This is a genomic window from Geobacillus zalihae (assembly GCF_030414215.1).
Lineage (GTDB): Bacteria > Bacillota > Bacilli > Bacillales > Anoxybacillaceae > Geobacillus > Geobacillus zalihae.
Map to the genome: position 1 here is coordinate 768,944 of NZ_CP129217.1, position 16,858 is coordinate 785,801.

Here is a 16,858-nt window from a genome sequence, read left to right on the forward strand (position 1 = left end):
AAGAATCTTAGGGACATCGGGCGCAAACAGGCATGTTGTCCATGACGCCGACATATATGTAGAACAAGGACGTGGACAAGAAAGAAGGGAAAGCCCGGTGGTCCGCCTGTTTTTTTATTTGGTCGGCTTTGGTTTTTCGGTCGTCGGCGGCATGATGGTGATCGCTTATTTAAACATCATCACCCCAGAGCGTGGTTTTCACGAATACTTGTCTTATATTTCGACAAGGGTGGAATGTTATTTATTCCCTATTGGCCTTCTTTTGATGTGGGGGAGCTTGACGTTTCCAAGCCGCAGCTCCTAGAGGGGAAAAGAGGACGAAATGGAATAAAATTCTGTCCCTCTGCCTATACTGATGGACAAACACGTCTGGAAGTGAGGGGTCTCGCATGCTTTATCTGCACGACATTTGGGTCAACTGGTTTGAAGGCGAAGAGAACGGATACAACGTCTGCCATTTCCATGAATGGCGCAAGGACGATCAAATCGAGCTGCTTGACCAAGTGCCATTGTTAAAAGTATCTCCGGCCCTGTTTCATTACATTGAAAACAGCTTGTCCGAGCTTCCAAAACCGCTGCTAGACGATGTGCATCAGAAGGCGTATGTCCGCAAAAACCATGAACGCATCCAGCTGGACTATTGTTTCGTTGTCACGGACGGCGCCGGCGTTTTGGCTGTCGATACAATCGGTTATCAAATCCCGATTCGCAAAAGCCGTCTCATTCCGCGTCAGGAACAACTCGTCTACGAAATGGCGGCCGAAGCGGAGGAACGGGACTATCCGCTGCCGAGGTATGAAAAAGAATACCACATTTTATCGCCGGCTCCGGAACTGATGTGCGGACTCACGCGCAAAGAGCGGCAGTTGAAACAGCTGTTGTTTATGGCGCTTGACCAGCTTTATTCGACAAAAAATACGGCCCAGATGCGCTATTGGTATACGGAATGGGCGCCGGAAAAATACGCCGCTATTCAAAAAATGTCTTTTGATGAAGCGTGGGAACAATTGTATAACGAGACGAAATACGGGTGGTCCGAACGGCATGAGCAGCTGTGCGAAAACTTGATCAAAGGGCAGCCATTTTTCGAAAAACTGTGGGAAATGGAGCAAGAACCAAAAGTCAATTAAAAAACGGGCCAAGGCGATAGGCGCCTGCCCGTTTTTGTATGGCTTCGCTCGATGCGGCTATTTACCGCCGCCGCCCGAGCCCCATGGCATGCTCCATTTTGCGCACCATTTCCGATGCGACCCGATTTGCTTTTTCCGCCCCTTCATCCAACACGCGGTCAAGCTCCTCGCTTTCCATCCAATGGTGATACCGCTCTTGAATCGGTCGAAGCGTTTCGATGACGACTTGAGCGAGGTCGGCTTTGAAGACGCCGTATCCTTTTCCTTCGTATTGCCGCTCCAACTCCTCGATCGATTGACCGGATAGCGTCGAATAAATATTGAGCAAGTTCGAAATGCCTGGCTTCGCTTCTTTGTCGTAGCGAATCGTTCCTTCCGAGTCGGTGACCGCGCTTTTGATCTTCTTCTCGATCGTTTTCGCATCGTCAAGCAGTGTGATGTACGCTTTCGGGTTGGGGTCGGATTTGCTCATTTTTTTCGTCGGGTCGACAAGTGACATGATGCGGGCGCCGACTTTCGGAATGCGCGCCTCAGGGATCGTGAACAGCTCGCCATACCGTTTGTTGAAGCGCTCGGCCAGATCCCGCGTCAATTCGATATGCTGCTTTTGATCATCGCCGACCGGGACGATGTCGGTGTTATAAAGCAAAATGTCAGCGGCCATCAGCGGCGGGTACGTGAGCAGTCCGGCGCTGACCGCCTCTTTGCCGGCCGATTTTTCTTTAAATTGCGTCATCCGCTCAAGTTCGCCGATATAAACGATGCACTGCAGCATCCAAGCGGCTTGAGCGTGCGCCGGCACTTCTGACTGGATGAACAACGTCGCTTGCGTCGGGTCGATGCCGACTGCTAAATACAAAGCGGCGAGGCGGCGGATGTTTTGCCGCAGTTCGTGTGGGTCTTGCGGAACGGTAATGGCGTGTTGGTCAACGATGCAAAAATAGCAGTTGTATTCATGCTGCAGCTCGACAAACTGCCGCAGCGCCCCGATGTAGTTGCCAAGGGTGATGACGCCGCTTGGCTGAATGCCGGAAAAAATGGTTTTCATCGATCTTCACTCCCTCAAGCAAAAAATAAAAAAGGCCCCGCCATCCCTCTGATAGGGACGGTAGGACCGCGGTGCCACCCTACTTATTGCGCCGACAAGCGCAATCGCTCAACCCATGCTTAGCGCATGGCCCCCTGTAACGCGGGGAACGTCCCCGCCTACTGCGTCGCCGGTTCGGCGGGAAGCTCGAAAGCCCATTCCATATGGCTAGCCGCTTGTTCGCACCGTCCACAAGCTCTCTGAAGGCATCGCCATATGTACTTTTCTTTCTCATCGCTCGGTTTATTCGAGATTTGCCTTATATTATACGAAAAACATTCAGCTGTTGCAACCTTATTGCAAGGCATATCCGGCGGCGATCATCGCGAGAAACAAAAGGAGTCCGGCAAAAAGGAGCGGGTACGTGATGGCAAACCGCGCCGGACCGGGGGGCTCGTCCGCCTCGCTTTCCTCGGCCATTTCTTCCATATAGCGCTCCGCTTTCGTTGCGCTTTTGCGCAGCCGGCGGAATCCGTAGGCAAATCCGCTGAAAAACCCGCGCTCGTAAACGAACAAAAGCCCGCCAGCCGAAAGCGGCACAAGAGAGAGCAAAAAGGCGGTGTTAATAAAGGCAACCGCCGTCCATGCCCCTTGCCAGAAAACGATAAGCGCACTGGCCGCCAGCATAGCGGCCACCATCCACCCTGTTCGAACGGCGATCCGTTTCATTTTGTCTCTCCCGCCTTTCCAATTCGTTGTTTTTATTTTAACATATGTAAGAGGAAGGATTGTCAATGTTATTAACAACGTTATATCAGAAAATTTGTATTCATCTTGGAAACAGAGGAACAATTTGCTTTACAATAGGGATGAGGGGCGAAAAACCTATGTTGTAAGCGTTTTCTAATATATTGACAGAAATTTTTTATTTACAACAGCGTCAAAAGTCGGTAAAATGCAGATGTAAATACAAGCCGATCTTCCTGTCTGTTTTAAGTAATTAGAAATTTTTTATTTAGCAAAATAAAAAAATTCTTTTCAGGTATACTAATACAGGATATAATAAAACATGTAAGTACAATCTTCTGAAAACTAATGGTTCAGAAGATTTGTAATACACTACATAAACCTAAGGGGGGTTTTTTAGTGAAGAAGCGATTTTCTTTCTTCCTCGTCCTGCTTCTCGCGCTGTCAACGTTCCTCGCGGCTTGCGGCGGGGGCAAGGACAACGACAACGCCCAAGGCGGCCAGGGCGGCGAAAAGCCGGCGGAGAAAAAGGAGCAGGTGCTGAACTTGCTTGATTCCTCAGAAATTCCGTCGCTTGATTCGGCGCTCGCCACCGACCAAGTATCGTTTATCGTGTTGAACAACGTCATGGAAGGTCTGTATCGTTTAGGCAAAGACAACAAGCCGGTTCCTGGGGTGGCGGAAAGCCATGAGGTGAGCGAAGACGGCAAAACGTATACGTTCAAGCTTCGCAAAGACGCCAAATGGTCGAACGGCGACCCGGTGACGGCGCACGACTTCGTGTTCGCATGGAGACGAGTGCTTGACCCGAAAACGAAAGCGGAGTATGCGTACATTATGTACGACATCAAAAACGCGGAAGAAGTCAACACCGGCAAACTGCCAGTTGACCAGCTGGGCGTCAAAGCGCTTGACGACTACACGCTCCAAGTCGAGCTGAAAAACCCGATTCCGTATTTCATCAGCCTGACGGTATTCGGCACGTTCATGCCGCAAAACGAGAAATTCGTGAAAGCCCAAGGCGACAAATACGGTTTGGAAGCCAATACGACGCTGTACAACGGCCCGTTCGTCTTAAGCGAATGGAAGCATGAGCAAGGCTGGACGTATGCGAAAAACCCGAACTACTGGGATAAAGATACGGTCAAGCTGGAAAAAATCAACGTCAAAGTCGTAAAAGAGACCGCAACAATGGTAAACCTTTACGACACGAAAAAAGCGGATCGCGTTATCCTAAGTGCGGAGTTTGTTGATAAATATAAAAACGACAAAAATTTCCACACGTATCTTGAACCATCGATTTTCTGGCTGCGCATGAACACGAAGAAAGAACCGTTGAACAACGTCAACGCTCGCAAAGCGATCGCGATGGCTATCGATAAAGAGGCGATGGTGAACACGTTGTTCAACAACGGCTCGGTTGTGGCCAACTATGCGGTTCCGAAAGACTTCGTCACCGGTCCGGACGGCAAAGACTTCCGTGACGCTAACGGCGATTTAGTGTCGTACAATGTGGACGAAGCGAAAAAATTGTGGGAGCAAGCGAAAAAAGAGCTTGGCAAAGATAAATTCACTATTGAATTGTTAAACTATGACGACGACGTCGCGAAGAAAGTCGGCGAATACTTAAAAGAACAGCTTGAAAAGAACTTGCCTGGCCTTACGGTCAACATTAAACAACAGCCGTTCAAACAAAAACTTGAGCTAGAAAGCAATATGCAGTATGAACTATCCTTCTCTGGCTGGGGTCCGGACTATCAAGACCCGATGACGTTCCTTGATCTGTGGACGACAAATAACCCGCACAACCAAACGGGCTGGTCGAATGCTGAATATGACAAGCTGATTAAAGATGCGAAAACGACGCTGCTTGGCGACTTGCAAGCCCGTTGGGACGCAATGTTGAAAGCAGAAAAAATCCTCTTTGAAGAAATGCCAATTGCTCCGCTGTATCAACGCGGCCGTGCGTATTTGCAACGTGAATACGTAAAAGACATTGTTATTCATTCATTTGGTGGAGATTATAGCTATAAATGGGCGTATATCGAGTAACCGTTCTCTAGGAGGTGCGGAGGAGAGTATATGCATAGGCATATACTCTCCTTTTGCCTGCCAAGGCGAAAAATGTCGAAAAAACTTGAAGATTGAAATACCATTGGTATTAAACAGGAAATAAACAGAGGAGGTGCAGCCATGGCGCGGTATACGATTCAGCGGCTCGTATATATGGTGATTACGCTGTTTATTATTGCGACCGTGACGTTCTTTTTGATGAAGCTGTTGCCCGGTTCGCCGCTGCAAAACCAAGAAAAATTGACCCCAGAGCAGCGAGCCATCATTTTGAAAGAATATGGGCTCGACAAACCAGTGCCTGTCCAATACGTTCAATATTTAGGCAACTTGTTAAAAGGAGATTTGGGTGTTTCGTTCCAGTATGACAACCGGCCGGTAACAGAGTTGATCGGCGACCGGATCGGCCCGTCGGCCCAGCTTGGGTTCCAGGCGATCGTCTTGGGCACGCTCGTCGGTTTAGTGCTCGGCATTTTGGCGGCTATTCGCCATAACAGTTGGGGAGATTATACAGCCACGGTCATTGCAGTCATCGGGATTTCCGTTCCGTCGTTCGTGTTGGCCGGATTTCTGCAGTATTTCATCGGTGTTAAACTGCAATGGCTGCCGGTCGCGTTTTGGGAAGGGTTTAAGTATACGATTATGCCGACGTTGGCGCTGTCTGTCGGCGTCATTGCCAACACCGCCCGCTTTATGCGTACGGAAATGCTTGAGGTGCTGTCATCCGATTATATTTTAACAGCCCGCGCGAAAGGGATTAGCAATGCGGGGGTCATCATCAAGCATGCGATCCGCAACTCGCTCATTCCAGTTATCACAATTCTCGGACCGATGGCGGTCAACTTAATGACGGGAACGCTCGTCATCGAGAAAATTTTTGCCGTTCCCGGTCTCGGCGAGCAGTTTGTCCGTTCGATCGAGCTGAACGACTACCCTGTCATTATGGGCACTACGTTGTTTTATTCGGCGTTATTGATTTTTGTCATTTTTATCGTTGATATTCTCTATGGGATTGTCGACCCACGCATTCGTTTAGCGGGAGGGAAAAAATGATGGCGAAACAACAATACGACCAGCTTTCACCGGAATGGTTTCAGCCCGCCCCGCCGAACGTCGGCGAGCAGGAAAAAATCAGCCGCCCAAGTTTGACGTTTTGGCATGACGCTTGGCTTCGCCTGCGCGAAAACAAAGCGGCGATTGCCGGGCTGACCATGATTATCATTTTAGCGTTATTGGCGATTTTTGCCCCAATGGCAAGTGAACGTTCCTATAAAGAGCAAAACTTAAGCCATGCGAAACTGCCGCCCAAAGTTCCGGTGTTGGAGCATATTAGCTGGCTGAATTTAGACGGGAAGGACGCCAATGGCGTTGATGTATATAAACAGCGCGGCGTGAAAGAGTACTATTGGTTTGGCACGGATGACTTAGGACGCGACTTGTGGGTGAGGACGTGGTATGGCACGCGCATCTCCCTTTACATTGGTTTGCTGGCGGCGTTGATCGACTTATTGATCGGCATTGCGTACGGCGGCATTTCCGGCTACTATGGCGGCCGCGTCGACAATGTGATGCAGCGGATCATCGAAATTTTAAACGGCATCCCGTATTTAATTATGGTCATTTTGTTCATTTTGATTTTTGAGCCTGGAATCATTTCCATCACGCTGGCGATGGTCATTACCGGTTGGACGACGATGGCGCGGATCGTGCGCGGGCAAGTGTTGAAATTAAAGAACATGGAATACGTGCTGGCGGCAAGGACGCTCGGAGCGCCGACATCACGGCTTATTTTCAAACATTTGATCCCGAACGTCATCGGCCCAATCATCATTACGACGATGTTCACAATTCCATCGGCCATCTTCACGGAGGCGTTTTTAAGCTTTATCGGCCTTGGCATCCGTCCGCCGGAAGCGTCGCTTGGCTCGCTTGTCAATGACGGGTATAAATCGATTCAAACGTATCCGCATTTGATGATTATTCCAGCGGTTGTGATCAGCTTGCTCATTTTAAGCTTCAACTTGGTGGCAGACGGAATTCGCGATGCGCTCGACCCGAAAATGCGCAAATAGCCGACGGAAGGGGTGAAACCGATGGAGAAAATTTTGCAGGTGAACGATTTGCATATTTCCTTTGACATCCACGCCGGTGAAGTGCAGGCGGTTCGCGGCGTCACGTTCGACTTGTATAAGGGAGAAACGCTGGCGATCGTCGGCGAGTCGGGGTCTGGGAAATCCGTGACATCCAAGGCGTTGATGCGCCTGTTGCCGACGCCGCCGAGCCGAATCAAGCAAGGGGAAATTTTATTTGAAGGAAAAGACTTGACCAAGCTGTCGGAGAAAGACATGCAATCGATCCGCGGGGCGAAAATTTCGATGATTTTCCAAGATCCGATGACGTCGCTCAACCCGACGATGACGATCGGAAAGCAAATTATGGAAGCGATTTTAAAGCATCAAAAGCTGTCGAAAGAGGAAGCGCGCAAACGGGCGATTGAACTATTGCAGCTGGTCGGCATTAAAAACGCCGAGCTGCGCATGAAGCAATACCCGCACCAATTTTCCGGCGGAATGCGCCAGCGTGTTGTCATCGCCATCGCCTTGGCGTGCAATCCGAAAATTTTGATCGCCGATGAACCGACGACCGCGCTGGATGTGACGATTCAGGCGCAAATTTTGGAGCTCATGAAAGACATTCAGAAAAAGCTCGGCATGTCGATTATTTTCATCACCCATGATTTAGGGGTTGTCGCCAACATGGCCGATCGAGTGGCGGTGATGTATGCCGGGAAAATCGTGGAGATCGGCACGGTGGATGAAATTTTTTACAATCCGAAACATCCGTACACGTGGGGATTGCTCGCCTCGATGCCGAGCCTTGATCATAAAGATACGGAGCTGTATTCGATCCCGGGCTCGCCGCCGGATTTGTTAAATCCGCCAAAAGGCGATGCGTTTGCGCCGCGCAATCCGTATGCGCTCAAAATCGACTATGAGCTCGAGCCGCCGATGTTCCAAGTGTCTGATACGCACTATGCGGCGACATGGCTGTTGCATGAAATGGCGCCGAAAGTGGAACCGCCGGCTATCGTGCGCGAGCGGATGAAACGGTTTGCTGACATCGTCGCCCGGAAAGGAGGAAAACCGCGTGGCTAGACAAAAGCTGCTCGAGGTGAAAAACTTAAAACAATACTTCCCGGCCGGCCGCGGTGAGGTGGTGAAAGCGGTCGACGGCGTCACCTTTGACATTTATAAAGGTGAAACGTTCGGCCTTGTCGGCGAGTCGGGCTGCGGCAAGTCGACAACGGGGCGGACGATCATTCGGCTCTATGAGGCGACAGACGGGGAAGTGCTGTTTAACGGGGTCAATGTGCACGGCAAAAAATCAAAAAAAGAGCTGAAAGAGTTAAATCGGAAAATGCAAATGATTTTCCAAGATCCGTATGCGTCGTTGAATCCGCGGATGACGGTCGCGGATATTATCGCTGAGGGCATCGACATCCATGGGCTGGCGAAAACGAAAGAAGAACGGATGCAACGCGTGTATGAATTGCTTGAGACGGTTGGTTTGAACCGCGAGCATGCGAGCCGCTACCCGCATGAGTTTTCCGGCGGTCAGCGCCAGCGGATCGGCATCGCCCGGGCGCTCGCCGTCGAGCCGGAATTCATCATCGCCGATGAGCCGATTTCGGCGCTTGACGTTTCCATTCAGGCGCAAGTCGTCAACTTGCTGAAGCGGCTGCAGCGTGAAAAAGGATTGACGTACTTGTTTATTGCCCATGACTTGTCGATGGTCAAATACATCAGCGACCGGATCGGCGTCATGTATTTCGGGAAAATGGTCGAGCTTGCCGACGCGGAAGAGCTGTACCGCAATCCGATCCACCCATACACGAAGGCGCTCTTGTCGGCCATTCCGCTTCCTGATCCGGAAACGGAGCGGACGCGCAAGCGGATCGTTTACGATCCGGCGCAACATGGCTACAAAGATGGAGAGGAACTTGAATTCCGTGAAATTACGCCTGGCCATTTTGTGCTTTGTTCGGAGGAAGAGTATAAGCGGTATCGGGCGATGTATGCCTAGCCAAATCGAAAAAAGCGCCGCTCCTTCATCGCCGCATGATGCGAACGGTGAAAGAGGCGGCGCCCACCTATGCGCCTGTCTTGGCGCGTTATTTTTTTCCTCCGACGACTTTCCATCCTTGTTGGATGCGGCGAGAGGCCTCGACATGCTTTCCACTTTTGTTTCGGCCGAACATCCGCTCTCCGATCGTGTTGCTGATGTTCCCCATCAATGCGGTGAGGACGACGATCAATGCCGAAGCAATGGCAAAGTCGATGAAATAGCCGGCCATCGGTTCTTCCTCCCTTTTCCTTTTCTACTTTGATTGTAGAGGATTTGCCTTCACTTTGGAAGAGGAAAGAAAGAAAATTGCATTTATCATCGAAAAACTATATCTTTCTTGGCCGATGTATTGTATAATATATCATGTTAAAGTCATTTCAATTTGCAAACGATTGGCAAAGCGGCTGATCGCCAGACTGGCGTCCAGGCCGTGTCGCTATGCTGTCAGACGTCAAACCGGCATAGCGGTGCACGTCTGTCGTCTGACGGACGAGGGAAGCAAGGGATTCCTTGTCAAAAGGAGTGATCGAAGTGGTCAAGCTATACACATCACCGAGCTGCACGTCATGCCGGAAGGCGAAGGCGTGGCTCGAGAAGCACAATATTCCTTATGTCGAGCGCAATATTTTCTCCGAGCCGCTCACGGTCGAGGAGATTAAAGAGATTTTGCGGATGACGGAAACGGGGACGGATGAGATCATTTCCACCCGTTCGAAAGTATTCCAGAAGCTGAACATTAACTTGGAAGCTCTGCCGCTGCAAGATTTGTACGAACTCATTCAAAAAAACCCAGGCATTTTGCGCCGGCCGATCATCATTGATGAAAAGCGGCTTCAAGTCGGCTACAACGAAGATGAAATCCGCCGCTTTCTGCCGCGCAAAGTGCGGGCGTATCAGCTTCGTGAAGCGCAGCGGCTGGTGAACGGGTAATAAAAAAACTTCTACATGGTCTGCCATGTAGAAGTTTTTTATCATTTGCTTTATGCGGCGCGCGACCGGCGGTGGGCCGCCAAGCCGAGCAAAACGGCAAGAACGGCCGCCGCCATTGGAAACAGCGCCTCCCCATTCGGGGGGGAAAACGGGCGCAACCGCTCTTCGGCAGCGATCATCTTTCCAGCGGTGTACGCCAAGAGGGCGCCGCCGGCATAAATGAGAATCGGGAACCGTTCCATGGCATAAAGGATGATTTTGCTGCCTAAAATGATGATAGGAACGGAACAGAGAAAACCGAACACAACAAGTCCGATATGGCCTTGAGCCGCTCCAGCGATGGCGATGACGTTGTCAAGACCCATGGCGACATCGGCGGCGACGATCGTCTGGATGGCTTTCCAAAGCGACGGTTCGGCTTTGATCATAGTCGGTTTTTCGTCTTTTTGCCCGATCAGTTTCAAGGCGATCCAAAAGAGGACGATGCCTCCAGCGAGCTGCAAGAACGGAATCGTCAACAGCCAAACGACGGCCACCGTCAAGACAATGCGAACAGCGATCGCCAGCGCGGTGCCGACAATGATGGCCACATTCCGCTTTTGTTCCGGCAAGTTGCGGCTTGCTAGCGCAATGACAACCGCATTGTCCCCGCCAAGAATGACATCAATGCCGATAATCAGCAAGATGGAAACGATGTATTCATCCACCATAGGCGTCCCTCATTCCGTCCGTGTTCATCATCATTATAGTAGGGCATGGCCGGTTTCATAACCAATTTTTAAAAATGCGTTTTTTTATTTCCCTTCTTTCGCTTTTTATCATAAAATAAAAGTACAAGATCATAAGTTTTGATTTAAATAGTTTCAGGGGCACAATCCCTTCCTTTTTTATTTCTTTGTTTTAGAAGGGAGAGTTGAGAAATGGAAATCGAACGCATCAATGAACATACGGTGAAGTTCTACATTTCCTATGTTGATATAGAGGAGCGCGGCTTTGACCGCGAGGAAATTTGGTACAATCGGGAACGAAGCGAAGAATTATTTTGGGAAATGATGGATGAAGTTCATGGGGAAAGCGATTTTTCGCTCGATGGTCCGCTTTGGATCCAAGTGCAGGCGCTCGAAAAAGGGCTTGAAGTCGTCGTGACGAAAGCGCAGTTGTCCAAAGACGGAAGCAAGCTCGAGCTGCCGCTTCCAGAAGAGAAATGGCGCGAGTTTTCGCTGTCAGCTGATGAAAAGGTGGAATCGCTGTTCGGCCACCATTTCCACTTTGGTCAAAACGGGGACGCCGAGGAGAGAGAAGAGCAAGATGTCCTTCAATTCACCCTTTCGTTCCAAGATATCGAGGATGTCATTTCCTTGGCCCATCGCGCTGACTTCTCTCGATTGTCGAACCGCCTGTTCCAATTTGAAGGCCGCTATTACTTGTTCGTGGAGTTTGACGAGCGCTACACCGAGCAGGAAGTGGACAATATGCTCAGCCTTCTGTTGGAATACGGAAGCGATTCCCAGCTGACGATTTATCGACTTGAAGAATACGGGACTGAAATTATGGGCGACAATGCACTCGAAACGATCAAAACGTATTTTCCAGCCTCATAATGTTTCCATTCCGCCGATTTCGCCGCCAGAAATCGGCGTTTTCTACGTTAGCGGAAGAAAAACGGCCATCATGAAGAGCCGGGTGGAGGGGTTTTGTTGCGAAACACATCGAGAGTGGCGATTCTCGTCGTCATTGTCGGCGCGTTGCTGGCATTGACGAACGGGTTTTGGGAAGGGAAGCTGCTTGGTCTTTTCAGCGTATTGATGTCTTGTTCCGTCATCTTTATTGCGCTGGTCATTTCTCTTGAGAATCGAAAGCCGGCGCAGACGATCGCTTGGCTGGCGGTGCTGGGGAGCTTTCCGATTGTCGGCTTTTTGTTTTATTTATTGTTCGGACGCAACTATTGGCAACAACGGCGCTATAAAAAGAAAGCCGATTTTGATGAGGCGGTGCTGCTCAAGTTTCAAGAGCCGTCGCCGATTGCCGTCGAGCGGCTGCCGATGGCGCCCCATCAGCGTCCGCTTTTGCGCCTTGCTTATCGCATCGGCCAGCATCCGGTTTCACTCGCCTCGCAGACGGCAGTGTTGACGAACGGAGAGGAGACATTTTCTTCTATTTTTGCTGAACTGGAAAAAGCGGAACACCATATTCATTTAGAATATTATATCGTCCGTCATGATGAAATCGGCCAACAGTTGAAGCGCGTCTTGATGGAAAAGGCGCGCCAAGGGGTGCGCGTCCGTTTTTTGTACGACGCCGTTGGAAGTTGGAAGTTGTCAAACGCCTATATCGAGGAGCTGCGCGCGGCTGGAGTCGAGATGATCCCGTTTTCACCAGTGCGCCTCCCGTTTTTAAGCAACCAAATCAATTTCCGCAATCACCGAAAGATCATTGTCATCGATGGAGGCGTCGGCTTTGTCGGCGGGCTGAACATCGGAGATGAGTATTTAGGAAAAAACAAATATTTCGGATTTTGGCGCGATACGCACTTATTGATCCGCGGTGAAGCCGTCCGGACGCTCCAGCTCATTTTTTTGCAAGATTGGTATTACATGACGGGAGAACGCTTGTTGACGCCGGACTATTTGTCGCCGCCGCTCATCGTCGAGGAAGGGCAAGGCGGGGTGCAGCTCATTGCCGGCGGTCCGGACCAAAAGTGGGAAGTGATCAAACAGCTGTATTTTGCCATGATTACGTCGGCCAAACGGTCGATTTGGGTTGCCTCGCCGTACTTTGTGCCGGATGAAGACATTTTGACGGCGCTCAAAGTGGCGGCGTTAAGCGGCATCGATGTTCGCCTGCTGGCGCCAAAGCGTCCGGATAAAAAAATTGTCTTTTACGCTTCGCGCTCGTATTTTCCCGAGCTGCTCGAGGCTGGGGTGAAAATTTACGAGTATGAGAAAGGGTTTTTACACAGCAAAGTCATCGTCGTCGATGGCGAGCTCGCCTCGATCGGCACGGCGAACATGGATATGCGCAGTTTCCATTTAAATTTTGAAGTGAACGCCTTTTTGTATTATACCGACAGCATTCATAAACTCGTCCGCGACTTTTTGGAAGATTTTCGCCACGCTTCCATGATCGACTACGAACAGTTTCAACAGCGCCCGTTCCGGGTGCGCATCGCGGAATCGGTCTCCCGGCTGTTGTCGCCTCTGTTGTAACCAACCGCTTGTAAACGCCAGTCCGCCGAATCGGCGGACTTTTTTCGGCGCAGTTTGGCTTTGGGCAGGAAAACCGGCGATGGTCAACGAATAAAAGGGAAGAACCGGACGGTGAAGGGGGCAGCAGAGAACAATTCCAGCTGTTCCCGCTCACAGACAACTATTTTTTACTGGAAAGGAAGTGATCATGTTGTTTGTCGCTCTCTCAGCTGATGGCAGGACGGTTTCGCTTGCCGGGGCGGAAAGATGGGAACGAGAGGGGCTGATGCGCCTGAAACGACAGGAACCGTTTTTTTGTCCCGCGTGCCGTCAAGAAGTGGTGCTCCGGTCGGGCCGCTACCGTTTGCCGCATTTCGCCCATCGAAAAGGGGCGGCCTGCCCGGTCGAGCACGAACCGGAGTCGGAGCGTCACTTAACTGGGAAGCGAGACTTGTTCGCGTGGCTCATTCGCCAAGGCATGGAGGCGAAGCTCGAGCCGTATTTGCCCGCCATCAAGCAGCGTCCTGACATATTGTTCCGCCATGGCCCACACCTTTATGCCCTCGAATACCAATGTTCCACGATCGATGAATCGCTGTTTCGCGAACGCAATGACGGCTACCGTCTCCTTGGCATCCGCCCGTTGTGGGTGTTAGGAGCCCATCATTTGCGGCGTTCGCCAAAATATTCGGGGGAAGTGCAGCTCTCCCGGTTTCAATGGTTGTTTGCCCATCGCGCTCCACATTCAGTCGTTCCACATATATGGTACTACAGTCCAGAGACGAAACGCTTCATCCGCCTTTTTCGCCCGTTGCCGCTATCGGTGCAGCGAACGTTCGCTGCGGTCGATTCGATTCCGCTTTCGTCGTTTTCGTTCCCCGATTGGATGGCCCCCTGCCCGCTGCCGCTTTCACCCACGTTTTGGGAACGATGGCTCGAACGAAAAAAACAATGGCGGCGGACGTTTCCGCTTTATCCGAACCAAACCGTGCGCCGCATTTGTGCTGATTTTTACCAGGCGGGCATCGTTCCGTCACTGTTTCCGACCGAAGCTGGCTGGCCAGTGCCGCGCGGGTATTTATGGGAGACGGCGCCGTTCATTTGGCAAACGTATGTCCTTTTGTTTCTTCTTGGAAAGACCGGACGGCCGGCAACGGCAGTATCTTTATTTCAGTGGCTCGACGACAAAATCCGCACCGGCCGCCTCGTTCCGCGCCGGCTGCCGCTTGTCGGCCGGGATACGTATCGTGAGGCCGTCGGCGAGTATTTGCATTGGTTGAGCCTGCTCGGCTATCTCCGCCGCGAAGAGGGCGACCAGCTTCATTTGGTGAAGCCGCTGTCGTTTCCGTCGACCGTCGATCAGATGATTCATCAAGATGCTGCGCTTCTTGAGCAAATTCACCAAACGTCGGCGCTTAGCTGCTATTGGTCAACACTTGAGTTCGGGAGAGTGGAAAAAATGAGCAGAAAACAGGAAAAGATGAACGGAATGGTGAATAATAATTCGTGTATCGATTATTTGTATAAGGAGGAATGATGACGGTGGAGGAAAAGAAAGCGAAAAAGTCGCTGCCGCTGCGAAGCGAGATTCCGGTGGAAGAAACGTGGCGGCTTGAGGACATTTTTCCCACCGATGACGCCTGGGAAGAAGAATTCAAACAAGTGAAGGCAATGATTCCAAAGCTTGGCGAATACAAAGGGCGGCTTGGCGAATCGCCGGAAGTGCTGTATGAAGCATTGCAATGCCAAGATGACGTATCGATGCGCCTCGGCAAGCTGTATACATACGCCCATATGCGCTATGATCAAGATACGACCAACTCGTTTTACCAAGGGCTCGACGCCCGGGCGAAAAGCTTGTACAGCGAAGCATCGAGCGCGATGGCGTTTATCGTGCCGGAAATTTTGGCGATCGATGAAGCGGTGCTGCGCTCGTTTTTGGAACAATACGAGCCGCTTCGCTTGTATGCGCACGCGTTAGACGAAATTACGCGCCAGCGCCCGCACGTGCTGTCGGCGGAAGAGGAGGCGATCTTGGCGCAGGCAGCCGAGGTGATGCAGGCGACATCCGACACGTTCAGCGCGTTGAACAACGCTGATTTGACGTTTCCGACGATCATCGATGAAAACGGCGAGGAAGTCGAAGTCACGCACGGCCGGTTCATCCGCTTTTTAGAAAGCACGGACCGCCGCGTCCGCCGCGATGCGTTTTACGCCGTATACCATACGTATGAGAAGTTTCAAAATACGTTCGCCAATACGCTTGCCGGCACGGTGAAAAAAGACAACTTTTTCGCCCGCATCCGCCGCTACCGTTCGGCGCGGGAAGCGGCGTTGGATGCGAACAACATTCCGGAGAGCGTCTATGACAACTTAATTGCTACGATTCATGAACATTTGCCATTGCTGCACCGGTATGTGCGGCTGCGCAAACGAGTGCTTGGGCTTGATGAGCTGCATATGTACGACTTGTACACGCCGCTTGTGCAAGAAGTGAAAATGGAAGTGACGTACGAGGAAGCGAAGCAATATATGCTTGAAGGGCTCGCGCCGCTTGGCGAGGAATATGTGGCGATCGTAAAAGAGGGGCTTGACAACCGTTGGGTCGATGTGCGCGAAAACAAAGGAAAGCGAAGTGGCGCCTATTCGTCGGGAGCGTACGGCACCCATCCGTACATTTTGCTCAACTGGCAGGACAATGTGAACAATTTGTTTACACTTGTGCATGAATTTGGCCATTCGGTGCACAGCTACTATACGCGCAAAACGCAGCCGTATCCGTATGCGCATTATTCAATTTTCGTAGCCGAAGTGGCGTCGACGTGCAATGAGGCGCTGTTGAACGACTATTTGCTGAGAACGATCGATGATGAGAAAAAGCGGCTCTATTTGCTCAACCATTATCTTGAGGGGTTCCGCGGCACGGTTTTTCGCCAGACGATGTTCGCGGAGTTTGAGCATTTGATCCATTTGAAGGCGCAACAAGGCGAGGCATTGACGGCCGAGACGTTGACGTCCCTTTATTACGACTTAAATAAAACGTATTTTGGCGATGATATTGTCGTGGACAAAGAAATCGGCCTCGAGTGGGCGCGCATTCCGCATTTTTATTACAACTACTACGTGTACCAATACGCAACCGGCTTCAGCGCGGCGACTGCACTTAGCAAACAAATTTTGGAAGAAGGCGAACCGGCGGTGAGACGGTACATCGACTTTTTAAAAGCCGGCAGTTCTGATTACCCGATTGAAGTATTGAAAAAAGCCGGCGTCGACATGACGAGCGCCGAGCCGATCCGCCAAGCGTGCCAAGTGTTTGCGGAGAAGCTTGATGAGATGGAGCGGCTGCTTGAGAAATGAAACGAATGCGGCGCTACAGCCGCATTCGTTTGGACGGAAATCCACGAAACTGATGGCGGCGGTTCCATGTCGCCACCAACCCAAGCAAGGAGAGAAACAAAAGCGGCATGGTCGCCCAAAGCGGAAGGAGCTGCATAAGGCCCAACAAATTCAGAATAAAGGCGGCAGCGGATGCCGCCGCCCAAAGGGATAAGACGATGCGCTGCTTCATGGCGATGGCCACCTCTTCCCATTTGCTTTAGTTGATGGCTCTTCACCACAACATGTACTTGACAAGCAATACG

The 16,858-nt window shown here is 51.0% G+C and carries 17 protein-coding genes and 1 other annotated feature; of the genes, 12 read left to right on the plus strand and 5 right to left on the minus strand.

Features of this window, described 5'->3' with window-relative positions; genetic code table 11:
- Positions 1-97 precede the first annotated feature (97 nt).
- Together QWV57_RS03955 and QWV57_RS03960 are read left to right on the plus strand one after the other, a co-directional pair.
- Complete coding sequence (locus QWV57_RS03955; RefSeq protein ID WP_015374150.1) at positions 98-304, plus strand: YuzI family membrane protein; 207 nt, start codon at positions 98-100, stop codon at positions 302-304.
- Positions 305-389: 85 nt separating this feature from the next.
- Complete coding sequence (locus tag QWV57_RS03960) at positions 390-1,130, plus strand: YjbA family protein (protein ID WP_015374151.1); 741 nt, start codon at positions 390-392, stop codon at positions 1,128-1,130.
- 61 nt (positions 1,131-1,191) lie between these two features.
- On the opposite strand, the gene trpS is transcribed toward QWV57_RS03960, so the two are convergent.
- Together trpS and QWV57_RS03970 are read right to left on the minus strand one after the other, a co-directional pair.
- Entirely contained in the window at positions 1,192-2,178 is a 987-nt protein-coding gene (gene trpS, locus QWV57_RS03965; RefSeq protein ID WP_020753715.1) for a tryptophan--tRNA ligase, read from the minus strand.
- 50 nt (positions 2,179-2,228) lie between these two features.
- Positions 2,229-2,461 (minus strand) — a binding site (T-box leader).
- A gap of 50 nt (positions 2,462-2,511) precedes the next feature.
- On the minus strand, positions 2,512-2,886 hold the full coding sequence (locus QWV57_RS03970; protein ID WP_033004677.1) for a DUF3899 domain-containing protein: 375 nt from the start codon (positions 2,884-2,886) through the stop codon (positions 2,512-2,514).
- 417 nt (positions 2,887-3,303) lie between these two features.
- Here QWV57_RS03970 and QWV57_RS03975 point away from each other — a divergent pair, with 417 nt between their 5' ends.
- The 5 genes from QWV57_RS03975 to QWV57_RS03995 all read left to right on the plus strand — a co-directional run bounded on the left by QWV57_RS03975 (position 3,304) and on the right by QWV57_RS03995 (position 9,057).
- Positions 3,304-4,956 carry a peptide ABC transporter substrate-binding protein gene (locus QWV57_RS03975; RefSeq protein ID WP_301100705.1) on the plus strand — a complete coding sequence of 551 codons (1,653 nt, stop codon included), beginning with the start codon at positions 3,304-3,306 and terminating at the stop codon, positions 4,954-4,956.
- Positions 4,957-5,097: 141 nt separating this feature from the next.
- A complete protein-coding gene (opp3b, locus tag QWV57_RS03980; RefSeq protein ID WP_014195171.1) occupies positions 5,098-6,027 on the plus strand; it encodes an oligopeptide ABC transporter permease in 930 nt (309 codons plus the stop codon).
- Positions 6,024-7,046: an oligopeptide ABC transporter permease gene (gene opp3C, locus QWV57_RS03985; protein WP_081132976.1), complete on the plus strand. Its 1,023-nt coding sequence runs from the start codon at positions 6,024-6,026 to the stop codon at positions 7,044-7,046. The genes opp3b and opp3C overlap by 4 nt, the downstream gene beginning before the upstream one ends.
- Positions 7,047-7,067: 21 nt before the next feature.
- Positions 7,068-8,129: an ABC transporter ATP-binding protein gene (locus QWV57_RS03990; RefSeq protein WP_060788912.1), complete on the plus strand. Its 1,062-nt coding sequence runs from the start codon at positions 7,068-7,070 to the stop codon at positions 8,127-8,129.
- Complete coding sequence (locus QWV57_RS03995) at positions 8,122-9,057, plus strand: ABC transporter ATP-binding protein (protein WP_301100711.1); 936 nt, start codon at positions 8,122-8,124, stop codon at positions 9,055-9,057. The genes QWV57_RS03990 and QWV57_RS03995 overlap by 8 nt, the downstream gene beginning before the upstream one ends.
- An 88-nt stretch (positions 9,058-9,145) precedes the next feature.
- On the opposite strand, the gene QWV57_RS04000 is transcribed toward QWV57_RS03995, so the two are convergent.
- Positions 9,146-9,328 carry a hypothetical protein gene (locus QWV57_RS04000; protein ID WP_011230317.1) on the minus strand — a complete coding sequence of 61 codons (183 nt, stop codon included), beginning with the start codon at positions 9,326-9,328 and terminating at the stop codon, positions 9,146-9,148.
- 302 nt (positions 9,329-9,630) lie between these two features.
- Here QWV57_RS04000 and spxA point away from each other — a divergent pair, with 302 nt between their 5' ends.
- Entirely contained in the window at positions 9,631-10,029 is a 399-nt protein-coding gene (spxA, locus tag QWV57_RS04005; protein ID WP_011230318.1) for a transcriptional regulator SpxA, read from the plus strand.
- A 50-nt stretch (positions 10,030-10,079) separates the two neighbouring features.
- On the opposite strand, the gene QWV57_RS04010 is transcribed toward spxA, so the two are convergent.
- Complete coding sequence (locus QWV57_RS04010) at positions 10,080-10,739, minus strand: TerC family protein (protein ID WP_301100716.1); 660 nt, start codon at positions 10,737-10,739, stop codon at positions 10,080-10,082.
- Positions 10,740-10,949: 210 nt separating this feature from the next.
- Here QWV57_RS04010 and mecA point away from each other — a divergent pair, with 210 nt between their 5' ends.
- The 4 genes from mecA to pepF all read left to right on the plus strand — a co-directional run bounded on the left by mecA (position 10,950) and on the right by pepF (position 16,574).
- The gene (gene mecA, locus QWV57_RS04015; RefSeq protein ID WP_020753707.1) at positions 10,950-11,630 is read left to right on the plus strand and encodes an adaptor protein MecA; all 681 of its coding nucleotides are present in this window, start codon (positions 10,950-10,952) and stop codon (positions 11,628-11,630) included.
- A gap of 96 nt (positions 11,631-11,726) precedes the next feature.
- A complete protein-coding gene (cls, locus tag QWV57_RS04020) occupies positions 11,727-13,235 on the plus strand; it encodes a cardiolipin synthase (protein ID WP_011230321.1) in 1,509 nt (502 codons plus the stop codon).
- 187 nt (positions 13,236-13,422) lie between these two features.
- Positions 13,423-14,751, plus strand: a complete 1,329-nt coding sequence (locus tag QWV57_RS04025) for a competence protein CoiA (protein WP_129446824.1) — start codon at positions 13,423-13,425, stop codon at positions 14,749-14,751.
- Complete coding sequence (gene pepF, locus QWV57_RS04030) at positions 14,751-16,574, plus strand: oligoendopeptidase F (RefSeq protein ID WP_013523174.1); 1,824 nt, start codon at positions 14,751-14,753, stop codon at positions 16,572-16,574. Before QWV57_RS04025 ends, pepF begins: the two co-directional genes overlap by 1 nt.
- 13 nt (positions 16,575-16,587) lie before the next feature.
- Here the strand turns inward: pepF and QWV57_RS04035 are convergent, their stop codons facing one another.
- On the minus strand, positions 16,588-16,785 hold the full coding sequence (locus tag QWV57_RS04035; protein ID WP_015374161.1) for a hypothetical protein: 198 nt from the start codon (positions 16,783-16,785) through the stop codon (positions 16,588-16,590).
- Between the last annotated feature and the right edge of the window lie 73 nt (positions 16,786-16,858).